The organism is Myxococcus sp. AS-1-15 (assembly GCF_020037055.1).
GTDB classification, from domain to species: Bacteria; Myxococcota; Myxococcia; order Myxococcales; family Myxococcaceae; genus Myxococcus; species Myxococcus fulvus.
On record NZ_JAIQDF010000005.1, the window covers coordinates 326,057 to 341,312 of the forward strand.

At 68.4% G+C, this 15,256-nt stretch carries 10 protein-coding genes; 7 read left to right on the plus strand and 3 right to left on the minus strand.

The window, feature by feature from the left end; all coding sequences use genetic code 11:
- Nucleotides 1-355 precede the first annotated feature (355 nt).
- Nucleotides 356-2,575, minus strand: a complete 2,220-nt coding sequence (locus K8625_RS17135) for an Ig-like domain-containing protein (protein WP_223783306.1) — start codon at nucleotides 2,573-2,575, stop codon at nucleotides 356-358.
- A gap of 596 nt (nucleotides 2,576-3,171) precedes the next feature.
- Here K8625_RS17135 and K8625_RS17140 point away from each other — a divergent pair.
- From K8625_RS17140 to K8625_RS17170, 7 genes are all read left to right on the plus strand, one after another.
- Entirely contained in the window at nucleotides 3,172-4,884 is a 1,713-nt protein-coding gene (locus K8625_RS17140; protein ID WP_141330440.1) for a 30S ribosomal protein S1, read from the plus strand.
- Nucleotides 4,885-5,103: 219 nt separating this feature from the next.
- On the plus strand, nucleotides 5,104-6,285 hold the full coding sequence (locus K8625_RS17145) for an acetyl-CoA C-acetyltransferase (protein ID WP_223748570.1): 1,182 nt from the start codon (nucleotides 5,104-5,106) through the stop codon (nucleotides 6,283-6,285).
- An 81-nt stretch (nucleotides 6,286-6,366) separates the two neighbouring features.
- Nucleotides 6,367-7,065, plus strand: coding sequence for a CoA transferase subunit A (locus K8625_RS17150; RefSeq protein ID WP_046713813.1), 699 nt, complete (start codon nucleotides 6,367-6,369; stop codon nucleotides 7,063-7,065).
- 7 nt (nucleotides 7,066-7,072) lie between these two features.
- Nucleotides 7,073-7,729 carry a CoA transferase subunit B gene (locus K8625_RS17155; protein WP_223748569.1) on the plus strand — a complete coding sequence of 219 codons (657 nt, stop codon included), beginning with the start codon at nucleotides 7,073-7,075 and terminating at the stop codon, nucleotides 7,727-7,729.
- 68 nt (nucleotides 7,730-7,797) lie between these two features.
- Nucleotides 7,798-8,181, plus strand: a complete 384-nt coding sequence (locus tag K8625_RS17160; RefSeq protein WP_141330444.1) for a TIGR02266 family protein — start codon at nucleotides 7,798-7,800, stop codon at nucleotides 8,179-8,181.
- Nucleotides 8,182-8,217: 36 nt separating this feature from the next.
- Nucleotides 8,218-9,519 (plus strand): class I SAM-dependent RNA methyltransferase, encoded by a 1,302-nt coding sequence (locus K8625_RS17165; RefSeq protein ID WP_223783307.1) that lies wholly within the window; start codon nucleotides 8,218-8,220, stop codon nucleotides 9,517-9,519.
- Nucleotides 9,519-10,916 carry a VWA domain-containing protein gene (locus K8625_RS17170; protein ID WP_141330448.1) on the plus strand — a complete coding sequence of 466 codons (1,398 nt, stop codon included), beginning with the start codon at nucleotides 9,519-9,521 and terminating at the stop codon, nucleotides 10,914-10,916. Before K8625_RS17165 ends, K8625_RS17170 begins: the two co-directional genes overlap by 1 nt.
- Nucleotides 10,917-10,949: 33 nt before the next feature.
- Here K8625_RS17170 and K8625_RS17175 read toward each other — a convergent pair whose 3' ends face one another.
- Complete coding sequence (locus K8625_RS17175) at nucleotides 10,950-11,912, minus strand: GNAT family N-acetyltransferase (protein WP_223783308.1); 963 nt, start codon at nucleotides 11,910-11,912, stop codon at nucleotides 10,950-10,952.
- 103 nt (nucleotides 11,913-12,015) lie between these two features.
- Nucleotides 12,016-15,036, minus strand: coding sequence for an HYR domain-containing protein (locus K8625_RS17180; RefSeq protein ID WP_223783309.1), 3,021 nt, complete (start codon nucleotides 15,034-15,036; stop codon nucleotides 12,016-12,018).
- Between the last annotated feature and the right edge of the window lie 220 nt (nucleotides 15,037-15,256).

Sequence of the window (15,256 nt, forward strand, 5' to 3'; positions counted from 1 at the left end):
AACGCACCACGCCTCGATTGGCTGCTGTTTTGTATTTGCATTCCTGTGGCTGTAGCACCTGTCATGCAACACAAGCCATGGAGGAAAGCCACTGGAGGAAGTGTCGTTGTCCCGTGAGGGGCAATTCCTTCATCGCACCTCCGTCCGATAGGCATCGGGCCGAGGTGCCCACCACGACCGAGGGCTTCACGAGGGCGGGCGACTCTCGGCGTTGACAATCCATCACACCGAGAGTCCCGTCCTCGTCGTCAGTCGAGCTTCCGCCTCCGGAGGAACGACACACCCACCCAGAGCGCCAGCATCACGAAGGACGCGCTGCTGGCGTCGGTGGCGCCGCAACCCCAACCGGTGACCGTCAAGTCGCGAGGGCCTGGCAGTTCCGGCTCGCTGGGGCCGTTGGGGTCCGAGGGTCCCGCGTCCTCGGTGCCTGCGTCGGGAGCAGTGCCGGCGTCGCCGTCACCCGCGTCCGGTTCTGGCTGCGGCGTCGTACCCGCGTCGTCACCGGCGTCAGGCTCGGGCGGCGTGCCCGCATCTTCACCGGCGTCAGGCTCGGGCGGCGTGCCCGCATCTTCACCTCACCGGCGTCAGGCTCGGGCGGCGTGCCCGCATCTTCACCGGCGTCAGGCTCGGGCGGCGTGCCCGCATCTTCACCCGCGTCGGGCTCCGGGGGAGCTCCCGCATCAGGCTCCGCGCCCGCGTCGGCGGTGCCCGCGTCGGGCGTGCCAGCATCCGGAACCCCCGCATCGGGGGTACCCGAGTCCGGCGCTCCTGCATCCGGAGGTCCTGCGTCGAACGCCCCGGCATCGGGCGCCCCGGCATCCCGAGGGCCGCCATCCGGCTGCCCCGCATCCGGCAGGCTCCCGCCGTCCGCAGGCTCGGCGACCACCAGCAGTTCCTCGGACATGCTCCACGAGTACACGTTCTCGATGCCACCGAACTCCGCGACGACACGATGTTCGCCCATCGGGAAGAACGAGAGCGCCACGGTGGCGGACCCCGCGCTGTCGACGTCCTGGGACGTGACGAAGTCCCCATTCACGAAGAAGCTCATCGTGCCCGTCGTCAGCGGAGTGCCCGAGACGTCCGTCACATACGCCGTGAAGAACGTCGACTCGCCCTCGATGATGGGCCCGCCCTGGTGCTCCAGCCGCGTCACCGTGGGCTCGATGCCCACGCCCCGGATGAGCAACGTCAGGTCGTTGAACGACAGATCTCCGCCCGCGGTGAGATCCTCCCAGCTCATCACCCACGTGTCCGTCGACTCCATGGGCGCCAGCATCAACACGTGGGGCGTGCGCTGCTGATAGCTCCACGCGTCCATGTCGTAGGATTCGACGATCTGGACCTTGCCGTACTCGCGCGACTGGAGCCGCGAGTAGCTCGTCGGGCTGAGCCAGTTCGAACTCGGGTTGACCGTCGTCACCCGGTCCGTCGACAGCGACTGATGCAGGTCCAGGTTCAGTATCGTCTTCGAGAAGAAGACGTTGATGTCCCCGTGCCCCCACAGCTCGCACTGGTACCGGCCCTCGGGGGTGATGGCGGGCAGGAAGCACGCATCCGTGGCGCGGTCGTAGTCATGCTCCAGATACGTGACGAGGAAGAAGACGATCTCCCGCCCCCCCGTCACCGTCCCCAGGCTCACCCGGCGGTCCTCCTCGTTGATGGCCGCCGTCACGTCCCGCCCCGCGATGACGCGCCCGTCCGGACCGAATGCGCTCGCCTTGTAGTCAGGCAGCCCATCCAGCGCGCCCGACAGGTCCCAGATGGGTCCCACCGACGCCGGCTGCCCCGGGCCCCGGGATGCCAGCCGCGGCGTGAGGCACTCCACCGCGGGCGACCCAGGGCACAGGTTCGCATCGTCATCCGTGCTCAACAGGATGATGTTCCCCAATCCCATGTGGCCGTTCTGTGCATCATCCGGCTCGAGCAGGTTGGGGATGTGGGGGAAGACGCCCCGGTCGCTGAAGTACGCATCCAGCAGCCCCGGCACCGCGCCCGAACGGAAGTTCCCGCTGGCATCCACCAGGTCCGTCGCATCGCGCACGCGCTGCCCCACCACCGCGCCCACCGGACGCGCGGGATAGTCCGGCACATCGTCCGGCCATCGCTTGGGCCCACCATTCGGCGAGTAGCTGGTGGCCGACGTGCAACCGCCCGTCAGCAGCTCCGGCTCGCGCAGGCGGAGCACCTCACCGGTCTCCGCCCGCCGATGGAAGAAGATGCGCTCCGGGATGCACCGCGTGGCCTCGCCGATGTAACCCCGGTCCGGATTGAGGTTGTACAAGTCCTCGTGGAAGTCCGGGATGCCATTGCCCTCGACGTCGATGAGCACGTCGTCGTTGGGATCATCCGGGTTCCCGATGTCCACGTACCCCCGCGACACCAGGTCGTCGTAGTAGAGCCACCCCAGCGTGTGGGACGCGCCCGCGTAGGCCTTCTCCTCGACGAGCAGGACCTCCACGTTCCTGTCGCGCGACAGGATGAGCCGGTTCGAGTCCACACCCTGCGCGGACACACGACCCGCGCCCAGCAGGACGACGACCACCAGAAGCAGGGAAGGGCTCCAACGAAGCATGGACATCCTGTGCCAGCCGAGAAGTGAACGCGGCATTCTATGTCCTTCTTGGAATCCCAGTACACGGTGCCAGCCCGGAGCGAAGGCGACGACCTCATGAGAGGGAAGGGAAGGAAGAGGCCCGCGGCCGCCGACGTGCGGGAAAACAGTCCACCCCCCCGGGCGCACCTCCCCCATGACTCACGCCGGGCACCGGACTCGCGGACCTCGACCCACGAGCGGAACGGGCCTGCACGCGAGCGGTCGCATTTCAGCGGATTTTTCGAGTACAGTGCGCGGGCTCGCTGACCGGGCAGGTGCACCGGTCGCTCGCGTGACTCCCTGAAGTCAGGGGTGCACGGGAGGGCGAGCGGTCTTAGTTCGAGTGATGCGGAAGGTCCCACCGGGTCTTGACAGTTCCGGCGGAGCACATCCCGTGATCAGCACATGGGGCACGAGCGCGCTTGACTACCGGAATAACCGGTGTCTAGGGTGCGCGGCTTCATTCAAAAGTCCCCAGAGGTGGGGACGTCCGTGACCTCCCGCTGCTCCCCGCGCGGAGGCCCCGTCCATCAAATCAGGGGGCAGCTGTACCGTTTCAAAGGACTTCCAACTCCATGCAGCAGAACGTGAACCAGCAGATCGAGACGGACGCCGGCGATGAGAACTTCGCGGCGATGTTCGAAGAGTCGCTCAAGCAGCGCGGTGGCGACGGCATCCTGAAGGAAGGGGAGATCGTCAAGGGCACCGTCGTGCAGGTGACCAAGGACTTCGCGATCGTCGACATCGGCTACAAGTCCGAGGGTCAGGTCCCGATCTCCGAGTTCACCAGCCCTCGCGGAGAGATCTCCGTCAAGGCGGGCGACCCGGTCGAGGTCCTCCTGGAGAGCCGTGAGAACGACACCGGCATGGTCGTCCTCTCCAAGGAGAAGGCCGACAAGATGCGCATCTGGGACGAGATCAGCGCCGCCTGCGAGCGCGATGAGATCGTCAAGGGCACCATCGTCGGCCGCGTGAAGGGTGGCCTCTCCGTCGACATCGGCGTGAAGGCGTTCCTCCCGGGCAGCCAGGTCGACATCCGGCCCGTGCGCAACCTTGACCAGTACATCTCGAAGGAATTCGAGTTCAAGGTCATCAAGTTCAACAAGAAGCGCGGCAACATCGTCCTGAGCCGCCGCGTGCTCCTCGAGAAGCAGCGCGAGGAGATGAAGAAGGAGACCCTCAAGAACCTGAAGGAGGGTGCGGTCCTCAAGGGCGTGGTCAAGAACCTCACCGACTACGGTGCGTTCATCGACCTGGGCGGCATCGACGGCCTGCTCCACATCACGGACATGTCGTGGGGCCGCATCGGTCACCCCAGCGAGATGTTCAACGTGGGTGACGAGGTCCGCGTCGTCGTCCTCAAGTTCGACCCGACGCAGGAGCGCGTCAGCCTGGGCCTGAAGCAGATCCAGGAGGACCCGTGGCACCGCGCCGACGAGAAGTACCCGGTCGGCACGCGCGTCAAGGGCAAGGTCGTCAGCATCACCGACTACGGCGCGTTCATCGAGATCGAGCAGGGCGTCGAGGGTCTGGTGCACGTGTCCGAGATGTCCTGGACCAAGCGCCTCAAGCACCCGTCCAAGATCCTGGAGGTCGGCCAGGAGGTGGAGGCCGTCGTCCTGGACATCGATCCGAAGGCCAAGCGCATCGCGCTGGGCATGAAGCAGATCGAGCAGAACCCCTGGACGCTGCTCGAGGACAAGTACCCGATCGGCTCCGTCATCAAGGGTCAGATCCGCAACGTCACCGACTTCGGCGTGTTCGTCGGCGTCGAGGAGGGCGTGGACGGCCTGGTGCACGTGTCCGACATCTCCTGGACCCAGCGCATCAAGCACCCGGGCGAGATGTTCAAGAAGGGCGACGAGGTCGAGGCGGTGGTCCTCAACATCGACGTCGAGAACGAGCGCTTCAGCCTGGGCATCAAGCAGCTCCAGCCGGACCCCTGGGAGACGCTGTCCGAGCGCCTGCCTGTGGGCAGCCGCGTGAAGGGCAAGGTCACCAAGGTCACCGACTTCGGCGCGTTCGTGGAGATCGAGCCGGGCATCGAGGGCCTCGTCCACGTCTCCGAGCTGAAGGAGGAGCGTGTCGAGAACCCGCGTGACGTGGTGCAGGAGAACCAGGATGTCGAGGTGAAGATCATCGACATCAACACGCCGGACCGGAAGGTCGCGCTGTCCATGAAGGCGCTGATCGGCGAGGGCGACGACTACCGCGAGTACCTCCGCAAGCAGGCGGAAGGCTCCAAGGCGCGCCTCGGCGACGTGATGGGCAAGCTGACCAAGAAGTAGTCAGCGAGCCGCTTCACGGCGTGACGGCCGGGTTCCCGCAAGGGGGCCCGGCCGTTGCCTTTTCGGGGGAATGGGCGCCGACCTCCCGACCGGTCGGACAGGCGACGCTCCGGCCCGGACGGCGAGCGAGGACGCTTGAACTCCGGGGAACGCCCGGTGATAAGGGCGAGCGCCGCTGTTATCGAAGGACCTCCGTACATCCTCAAGGGAGACAGATTCATGGCTCGTGAAGTCGTCATCGTGGGCGCGGCCCGTACCCCCATCGGCTCCTTCCAGGGGGCGCTCTCCAAGCTGACGGCTCCGCAGCTGGGCGCTGTGGCCATCAAGGCCGCGCTCGAGCGCGCGGGCGTCAAGCCCGAGGCCGTACAGGAAGTCATCATGGGCAACGTGCTCCAGGCCGGCGTCGGCCAGGCGCCCGCCCGTCAGGCCACGCTGTTCGCCGGCCTGCCCGAGGGAGTTCCCGCCACCACGCTCAACAAGGTCTGTGGCTCCGGCCTGAAGGCCGTCATCGCGGGCGCGCAGGCCATTGCGCTGGGCGAGGCGGACGTCGTCGTCGTGGGCGGCATGGAGTCCATGAGCAACGCGCCGTACATCAGCCACACGATGCGTGGCGGCGCGCGCATGGGGAACGTGGAGTTCAAGGACGCGATGATCCACGACGGCCTCTGGGACGTGTACGGCAACGTCCACATGGGCAACTGCGCCGAGGAGTGCGCCACGTCGCAGAACATCAGCCGCGCGCAGCAGGACGAGTTCGCGCTGGAGTCCACCCGCCGCGCCATCCAGTCCCAGAAGGAGGGCCTGTTCGCCGCGGAGATCGTCCCCGTGGTCATCCCCGGCAAGAAGCCCGGTGAGGAGACGACGGTGTCCGAGGACGAGGGTCCTCGCAACGCCAAGCCGGACAAGATTCCCGGCCTCAAGCCCGTGTTCAAGAAGGACGGCACGGTGACGGCCGCCAACGCGTCCTCCATCAACGACGGCGCCGCGGCGCTGGTGCTGATGAGCGAGGAGCGGGCGAAGGCGGAGGGGAAGACCATCCTCGGCCGCATCACCGGCTACGCGCAGGCGGCGCGCAAGCCCGTGGAGTTCACCATCGCGCCGGCGGACGCCATCAACACGCTGCTGACGAAGAAGGGCGTGAAGGCGGCGGACGTGGACCTGTGGGAGATCAACGAGGCGTTCGCGGTGGTGTCCATCGCCAACAACCGCATCCTCGGCCTGGACCCGGCGAAGGTGAACGTGCGCGGCGGCGGCGTGGTGCTGGGCCACCCGATTGGCGCCTCGGGCGCGCGCGTGCTGGTGACGCTGCTGCAGACGATGAAGGACCAGGGCAAGAAGCGGGGCGTCGCGTCGCTGTGCATCGGCGGCGGCGAGGGCATCGCGCTGATGGTGGAGCGGTAGTCCACCCTCTCCCCACGGGGAGAGGGGCGGGGTGAGGGCCTTCGACGGGCCTTCACCCCGTTTCCGTTATCAGGAGGGCGCATGAACAAGGTCTACGCGAGCGCGGACGAGGCGGTCGCCGACATCCCGGACGGCTGTACGCTGATGAGCGGCGGCTTCGGGTTGTGTGGCAACCCCGAGAATCTCATCGAGGCGATTCATCGCAAGGGCGTGAAGAACCTCACCATCATCTCCAACAACTGCGGCACCACCGAGCTCGGGCTGGGCATCCTGCTCCAGAACAAGCAGGTGAAGAAGATGGTGTCGAGCTACGTGGGGGAGAACAAGGAGTTCGAGCGCCAGTTCCTCTCCGGCGAGCTGGACGTGGAGCTCAACCCGCAGGGCACGCTGGCCGAGCGCATCCGCGCGGGCGGCTGCGGCATCGGCGGGTTCTTCACGCCGACGGGCGCGGGCACCCAGGTGGCCGAGGGCAAGGAGACGCGCGTCATCGACGGGCGGCTGCACGTGCTGGAGACGCCGCTGAAGGCGGACTTCGCCATCATCCACGCGGCCAAGGCGGACACGTGGGGCAACCTGGTGTTCAACAAGACCGCGCGCAACTTCTCCCCGATGATGTGCATGGCGGCCAAGGTCACCATCGTCGAGGCGGAGGAGATTGTTCAGCCGGGCGAGCTGGACCCCGACCAGGTGCACATCCCGAGCATCTTCGTGAAGCGCATCGTCCAGGCGAAGAACCTCCAGAAGTGGATCGAGCGGCGCACCGTCCGCAAGACGGCCTGAGGACCCCATGCCACTGACTCGTGAACAGCTTGCGAAGCGCATCGCCCAGGAGCTGCGGGATGGCTTCTACGTGAACCTGGGCATCGGCATCCCCACGCTCGTCCCCAACTACATCCCCGAGGGCGTGGAGGTGGTGCTCCAGTCGGAGAACGGCCTGCTCGGCATCGGGCCCTATCCCGAGGCGGGCAAGGAAGACCCGGACCTCATCAACGCGGGCAAGGAGACGGTGACGACGGTGAAGGGCGCGTCGTTCTTCGACTCGGCGCTGTCGTTCGGGATGATCCGCGGGGGCCACATCGACATGGCCGTCCTGGGCGCGATGGAGGTCTCCGAGGAGGGGGACCTGGCGAACTGGATGATCCCCGGGAAGATGATCAAGGGCATGGGCGGGGCCATGGACCTGGCGGTGGGCGCCAAGCGCATCTACGTGGCCATGGAGCACGCGAACAAGGAGGGTCAGCCGAAGATCCTCAAGAAGTGCTCGCTGCCGCTGACGGGCCTCAAGTGCGTGCACCACATCGTCACGGACCACGCCTACATCGACGTGACGCCAGAGGGCCTGGTGCTGCGCGAGGTGGCCCCGGGCGTGACGGTGGAGCTGGTGCAGAAGCTCACCGAGCCCAAGCTGAAGATCGCCCCGGACGTGCGCGAGATGAAAGTCTGAGCGACCGAGGCTAAGGTGCGCCGCTGGGGGAGGGTGGTACGGACGACTTCCCCGGCGGAGCCCCTCGAATGGCCGATACCTCGGAGAAGCAGAACCCCATCGACCACCGCGCGCCGCGGGTGGAGTACGAGCTGCCGGTGGCGTACCGGAGCGTGGCGGGGTTCGTGACGGACTGGGCCGTCAACCTGTCGCGAGGCGGGCTCTACATCAACACCGACAAGCCGCTGCCGGTCGACACGGTGGTGAAGCTGCTGGTGACGTTGCCGGGGGCGCACTTCCCGGTGGAGTTGAAGGGCCGGGTGACGCGCACCAACGCGCTCGGCGCCGCGTCCTCCCAGTCCCCGGGGATGGCGGTGGAGTTCCTGGACGTTGACGACGACAAGCGGTCGCGGATCGGCGAGTTCGTGGAGCGGTTGCGCTCGGAGCTCCCGTCGGACGCGACCCGGAAGTAGGGCGGCCCGCCTGAGGGCGCCCCATCGAGCGCCTGCATGCTGCCCCTCCCCGAGACACCCATTCCACTGGTCATCGAGCGCCTCGGGCAGCTCGGCGAAGGCGTCGCGTCCTGGCAGGGGCGCACCGTCTTCATCCCGGGCGCGTTTCCCGGCGACACCGTCCGCGTCCATCTGGAAACCCAGGGACGGGTGCTGCGCGGGGTGCTGCGCGAGGTCGTCACCCCGGGGCCCGCCCGGCGTCCGGCGCCGTGCACCCTGGCCGGAGAGTGTGGTGGGTGTGACTGGTTGGGGCTCGCGGAGTCCGCGCAGCGTGAGGCGAAGCAGGAGATCGTCCTCTCGACGCTCGAGCACCTGGGGCACCTGCGGCGCGAGGACTTCACCGTCCGGCCGCTGATGGTGGCGCCTCGGGACTGGGGCTACCGGCGGCGCGCGGTGCTGCACCCGGCGGGCAAGGGAACGCTCGGGTACTTCAGCCGGCGCAGCCATGAGCGGCTCGCGGTGTCCGAGTGTGGCGCGTTGACGCCCGTGCTGACGGCGCTGCCCGGGAAGCTGGTGCCGCTGCTCAAGCCGCTGGCGAAGGACACCGAGGAGGTGTTGCTGCTGGCCGAGGGCGACAAGGCGGCCTTCGCCGTGACGTTGACGGGGCCGGTGACGGCGCGGCACCTGGAGGCCGCGGAGGGCGCGGTCCGGGCGCTGCGGTTGGAAGGGGCGGTGCTGGTGCCGAAGGAGGGCTCGCCGAGGCTGGTGGGCAGGCCGGTGCTGCGCTCGCTCTCGCCGTTGCGGCCGGAGGTGCCGCTGTATCTGCGGCCGGATGCCTTTGCCCAGGCGCACGCGGAGGCGAACGTGGGGCTGGTGACGTCGGCCATCTTCGAGCTGGCGGGGCGGGACGAGGAGTCGGTGCTGGAGCTGTATTCGGGCAACGGAAACTTCACGTTCCCGTTGGCGGCGGGCGTGCAGTCGGTGCTCGGAGTGGAGTCGAGCCCGTTGGGCGTGGAGCTGGCTCAGCGCAGTGCGCGTGAGGCGGGCGTGAGCAACGTGCGCTTCGTGCAGGGCGATGCGCGGAAGGTCTGCGACGGGCTGGTGGCCGAGGGGCGTCGGTTCGACGTGTGCCTGGCGGACCCGCCTCGCGCCGGAGCTCCGGGGCTGGCGAAGTGGATGGTGGCGCTGGGGGTCCGGCGGGTGGTGTACGTGGCGTGTGACCCGGCCTCGCTGGCGCGGGACGCGGCGGGGTTGGTGGAGGCGGGCTATCGGCCCGTGGCGCTGCAGGTGGTGGACATGTTCCCCCAGACGCACCACGTGGAGGCGGTGATGTCCTTCGAGCGGGTGGGGCAGGGCTGATGGACGCGCGCATCGTCGAGTTCGCGGAGGTGCTGCGGCAGAACGGCGTGCGGGTGAGCACGTCCGAGGTGCAGGACGCGCTGAAGGCGGCGGCCGAGGTGGGACTGACGGACCGGGCGCTGTTCCGGGCGGTGCTGCGGACCACGCTGGTGAAGCGTGAGCTGGACGTGGACACGTTCAACCGCGCGTTCGACTTCTTCTTCTCGGGGGCGGCGGCGACGTTCGAGGCCATCGACAAGTCGCTGGCCGCGCAGCTCCAGGAGGAGGGGTACCTGGATGGGGACCTGCTGAAGATGGTCACCTACCAGATGAACCTGTTGCTGCCGGAGATGTCGCCGTTGGCGCAGGCGGTGCTGGAGGGGGACAGGGCGCGGCTGGCGCAGATCTTCCGGATGGCGTCGCTGCAGTTGGACCTGTCTCAGCTGGAGAGTCCGCTGCAGGCGGGGTTCTTCGCGCGGCGGATGCTGGCGGGGGCGGGCATCGACAAGGCCCGGTCCGACATGAAGTCGCTGGAGGCGGAGCTGAAGGCGCGTGGGCTGGCGCCGGAGGGCGTGGAGATCGTCTCGCGGCACGTGGCCGCGGCGATGCGGAAGATTGAAGACGCCGCGCGGCAGGAGGTGAAGCGGCAGGCGGAGGCTCGCATCCGTCGGCGGACGGACACGGCGCAGGACAAGCCGCTGCACCTGCTCTCGCAGGCGGAGGTGGACCAGATGGAGTCCGCCGTGCGCACGCTGGCGGAGAAGCTGCGCAGCCGGTTGATTCGTCGGCAGCGCTCGCACCGCAAGGGGGCGCTGAACGTGCGCAGGACGCTGCGTCGGAACATGACGTGGGGTGGGGTGCCGATGGTGCCCCAGTTCCGCAGCCGCAGGCCCGAGCGTCCGGAGCTGGTGGTGCTGTGCGACGTGTCGGACTCGGTCCGGAACGCTTCGCGGATGATGCTGCTGTTCATGCACACGATGCAGTCGCTGTTCGTGCGCGTGCGCTCGTTCGTCTTCGTGTCCGACGTGGGCGAGGTGACGCAGTACTTCAAGGACCTGGACGTGGACGAGGCCATCGACATGGCGACGGCGGGGAAGACGGTGTCCCTGAGCGCCAACTCGAACTATGGCCGTGCGCTGGCGGACTTCACCCGCGACCACCTGGGCAGCATCACCCGGCGGACCACGGTGATGGTGATTGGGGATGGGCGGAACAACTACAACGCGAACAACGTCTGGGCGCTGAAGGACTTGCGTCGCAAGGCGAAGCGCGTGCTGTGGATCTGCCCCGAGGAGCGCGGCAACTGGGGCATCGGTGACAGCGAGATGCTCACCTACGAGAAGCACTGTCACCAGGCCGTGGTGGTGACCTCCGTGTCGGACCTGGCGCGCATCGCGGACCAGCTCGTTCCGGCTTGAGCGGGCTGCCGCCTGAATGGCCGGGCAGGGGACTCACGAGCGGCTCCTCGGCTGATACGACATCGCCACGTCGCAGCGCGCGTAGCGTGCGCCGAACCGCTGCATGATTTCGGCGTCGTGCACGAAGCCCAGCTTCTCGTACAGATGGATGGCCGGGCCGCACTTCTTGTTCGTCAGCAGGTAGATCTTGTCCATGCCCAGGCTGGACGCCCGCTCCAGCGTCTTCGCGAGCAGGAACTCACCGACCTTCAGACCGCGCGCGCTCTTCAGCACGCCCATCTTCGTCAGCTCCACCCAGCCGTCCTTCGACACCATCAGCGCGCAGGTGCCGACCACCCCCAACTGCGGCGTCTCCGCGAACAGCACCACGCCGCCCTTGTCGAGGATCAACTCGCGCGGCTTCGACAGCAGCGCGATGTCGTTCTCCTCGAGCTTGAACATCTCCTGGATCCACTCGGCGTTGATGCGGTGGAAGGCCTCCGCCTGGTCATCGGAGAAGTCTCGCACCCACATCGCCGGCGGGCCCGCGGCCTCAATCCGCTTCAGCATCGAGGACTCGGCCAGCCGCGCCTCCACCTTCGCCAGGCCCTGCATGAAGTCCCCCGACAGGCCCTCGACCAGCTGGGCCGCTGCGGGCTCGATGCGCGCCAGCAGCTGCGTCTGCACCCGGACCAGCAGCGCCTCGCCTTTCTCCGTCAGCGCCAGCACCTTCGCGCGCTGATCGTCCGGCGAGCGCCGCGTCTCGATGAACTCCTCCAGCGACCCGAGCGCCCGCGTCACCGTCGGCTGCGCCACCCCCAGACGCTCCGCCACCTCGCCCACCGTCATCGGCCCGTGCAGCCGCAGCGTCATCAACAACGACATCTGCGCGGGCATCACCGGCAGGTCCAACGAACGGGCCACCTCCCCAGCGTCGGCCTGCATCCGCTCCGCCAACCGCTTGAGACGACTGCCCAGGAAACCCACTCCGAGCCCCGCGAGGAAATCGACTTCCATGCCGAACCTCCAATTCATAGCGCGATATATAGCTAGCTATATATCCAACGGATTGCAAGGCGGCTTTCAGCGCGGCTCGGAAGGCCGGGCCTGCGACAAATGCCTACCTGGGCATCACGCGAGGGCGACGCCGCGACAGGCCGAGCAGCGCGAACAGCGCCATCGCCCAGGGAAGGGAAGAGGCACCGCTCTGGCAGCCACAGCCGCTGTCCTCGCCCGGCGGCTGCGTGGGCGGAGGACCTCCCGCATCCGGCGTGGACGGGCCCGCGTCGGGCTGGGAGGTCCCCGTCACCGTCACCGAGAAGGAGCACGTGCCCTCGTTGCTCGCGAGGTCCTTGGCCGTGAACGTCACCTCCGTGGTGCCCACTGGGAACGTCGCTCCGGAGGCGTGGCTTGCGTCGAGCGTGAGCACTTCACCCGAGTCGTCGTAGGCCGTGGCGTCCTCGAAGCGGACCTCGGCGCCTCGAGTGCTCGTCGCCTGCACGGACTGGTTGGGCGGACAGCTGACCCTCGGCGGGAAGGTGTCCGCGATGAGGCCCGCCAGCTTGTAGACCGTCATGCCCTGCCCGTAATCCGCCTGGAAGTAGAGCGTCGAGCCCACCATTGTGAGGCGGCTCGGGTTCGAGCCTCTCGCCCCCGGAATCATCTCCGCGAGCAGGGTCGGCGCCCCCGTGGGCGAATCCAGCCGCCACAGCTCGCGCCCCGTCGTGGGACCGAGCGCCGCGAACACCAGCGGACCCTCGGGCGACGCCAGGAGCAACGCGTTCGGATGTGACGAGTCGACTCCGGGCATCAGGTCCGCGACGCGCACCGTGCCTTCCTCCGTCCCATCCGTGCGCCACAGCTCGCGGCCACCTTCCGCGTCCGCGCCGCTGAAGAACAGGTGGTCGCCCCACGCCACGAAGTTCGCGTCGTCCAATCCATATGCCGTGGCAGCACGCCGCAACGTCGCCGCGCGCAGCGACACCGTGCCCGCCTCCGTCCCATCCGTCTTCCACAGCGTCGTGACACCTTCCGTCGCCGTCGCCCAGAAGTAGAGGTGGCCCTTCCACGCGAAGAGCTGCTCGGGTGACGCACCGGCCTCCCCCGGACGGAGGTCCGCCACGCGCACCGTGCCGCTCGTGGTGCCGTCGGACTTCCACAGCTCGCGGCCGGCCTGGTCCCTCGCGGAGAAGAACGTCAGCGCGCCCAGCCCCGTGAACTCGCGTGGAGCCGAGCCCCCGTCGCTGGTGACGACGTGGATGTCCTTGAGCTTGCGCGTCAGGCCGAGCTCTCCCGTCGTCGTCCAGGGCTCCAGGCGACCATCCTCCGTCTTGCCGCTGAACCAGAGACTCCCCTGGACGTACGCCGGCTCGGACACGCCCTCAGGGGCATCCGAGATGCGCCAGGTCCCCGACTGTGTGGCGTCCGTGCGCCAGAGCTGGCCTCCCACCGTGAGGAAGGCCTTGTCCCCGCCGGGGATGATGCGGGCCGAGGAGACATCCCCCGTCACGTGGTGGATGCCCGAGGCGCTGTCATCCGTGGCCCACAGGCCCGACGCCGTGGAGAGCAACGCTTGGCCCTGGAAGGGCGCCAGCTGGATCCAATCGTTGAGGCTGTTCGTCGCGAAGTGGAGGTTCTTGGCCATCGTCGTGCCGTCGAGCCGAATCAGTCGCTGGCCCGCCCCCAGGTGCGATGTCACATAGAGCCGCTCGTCGAGCGCCGCCATGTCCAGGACCCGACCCGTACCCCGCCTCGGGGTGGGGTCCGCCACGATGTTCGTGCCCTGCTGCGTGCCATCCGTGAAGTGCAGCTCCAACCCACGCAGTCCATCGCTCGCGGGGAAGAGCAGCTTGCCCCCGAAGACGACCGCGTCCCGTCGCAGGTCCGCGATGACGAACTGCTCGACGGGTGAGAGCTGCAGCAACAGCCTCGTTCCATCCTGCGTGCCATCCGTCGCCCACAGCGAGCTCGAGCCCCCTCCCTGATGACCGTAGAAGACGAGGTGGTTGCCCACCGCGCTCAATCCGGCACGCATCCCGATTCCCGCGAAGGGCTTCGCCCCCCAGACAACCTCGCTGCCGCCCACCGTGCCGTCACTCGCATGGAGCCGACACTCCTGACCGTTGCCCACGCCCAGTGACGCGCACGCCTGGAAGATGAGCCTCCCACCGAGTACGGCCGGCTTGCGCGGCGACGTGGCGCCCGTGCCTGGATTCAGGTCCAGGATCGTCGTGCTCTCCGCCGTGCCCTCGGTTCGACAGAGCTCCTCGCCCGTCGCCTCGCTCACGCAGGGGAAGTACGCCACGCCGTCCAACAGGGTGGGGGACTGCGCGAGCCCCTGGAGACCCAGCGGAGCCTCCACGCCATCGTCCCCCAGCGACGCGGAGGCATGCAGCAGGACAGTGCCCGTCGCCGTGCCGTCACTCGCGTAGAGCCGACGAGGGCTCGTCGCCGTCCCCGCGCTCGCGGAGAAGAGCACCCGGCCCGCCACCGCGCCCAGCAGCCGAGGTGCGCCACCGCCGGAGCCGGGCACCAGGTCCGAGACCACCGTCGTGCCCGCGGACGTGCCATCCGTCCGGCACAGCTCCAGGCCCGACGTCCCGGACTCACACCCGAAGAAGAGCTGGCCTCCCGCCTCCACGGCCGGCGTCACGCCGAGGTCCTTCATCGCGAACGCCGCGAGTTCCCGCGTCCCCTGCGCCGTGCCGTCCGAGCGATACAGCCGCGAGCCGGCCGAGAAGTAGAGCGCGCCACCGAAGGAGACGGGCGTGGTCGGCGACTCGGCGAGCCCCAGGCTCCCCATGAAGCGCGTGCCCTCGGGGGTGCCGTCCGTGGTCCACAGTCCCTCGGGGCCTCGCCACCAGGCGCTCGCGCCCAGGACGGCGAAGCGGGGCGGAGGCTGCCAGCCGAAGTTGTCGGGGCCGAGCGGCTCGGGCCGCCACGCGAGCGTGCGCAGCAGCTTCGTCCCCTCGGGCGTCCCATCCGTCCGATAGAGCTCGCGCGAGTTCTCCCCGAAGAAGAGCGCGTACCCCTCCATCGCCGTCAGCCCCATGGGCCCCGTGTTGACGACGCTCCCGGGAGTCGACACATCCGCCAGTCGCACCGGCTCGGCCCACGCGGGCAGGGCACCCAGCAGACCCAACCACCACCACCGCCCCACCACAGGTGCTGTCCAAGAAGTCATATCGCCTGATACGCAACCGCCCCCGGATTCCGGTCGGCCGGGAGGAGCAGGGACGAGGAGCCGACCTGCCTGACGGGCCCTCGACCGACATGCCCCCACCCGAGACCCGGCGCGCCACGAGCCTACCGTGGCGCACCAGGCCCTGTTACACATCCCCGCGATTTCCCCAGGAGCGCCC

Coding starts and splice junctions, on each gene's coding strand:
- K8625_RS17155 (WP_223748569.1), top strand. CDS start 7,073: ATGCCACTGACTCGTGAACAGCTTGCGAAGCGCATCGCCCAGGAGCTG.
- K8625_RS17140 (WP_141330440.1), top strand. CDS start 3,172: ATGCAGCAGAACGTGAACCAGCAGATCGAGACGGACGCCGGCGATGAG.
- K8625_RS17175 (WP_223783308.1), bottom strand. CDS start 11,912: ATGGAAGTCGATTTCCTCGCGGGGCTCGGAGTGGGTTTCCTGGGCAGT.
- K8625_RS17135 (WP_223783306.1), bottom strand. CDS start 2,575: ATGCTTCGTTGGAGCCCTTCCCTGCTTCTGGTGGTCGTCGTCCTGCTG.
- K8625_RS17150 (WP_046713813.1), top strand. CDS start 6,367: ATGAACAAGGTCTACGCGAGCGCGGACGAGGCGGTCGCCGACATCCCG.
- K8625_RS17160 (WP_141330444.1), top strand. CDS start 7,798: ATGGCCGATACCTCGGAGAAGCAGAACCCCATCGACCACCGCGCGCCG.
- K8625_RS17145 (WP_223748570.1), top strand. CDS start 5,104: ATGGCTCGTGAAGTCGTCATCGTGGGCGCGGCCCGTACCCCCATCGGC.
- K8625_RS17170 (WP_141330448.1), top strand. CDS start 9,519: ATGGACGCGCGCATCGTCGAGTTCGCGGAGGTGCTGCGGCAGAACGGC.
- K8625_RS17165 (WP_223783307.1), top strand. CDS start 8,218: ATGCTGCCCCTCCCCGAGACACCCATTCCACTGGTCATCGAGCGCCTC.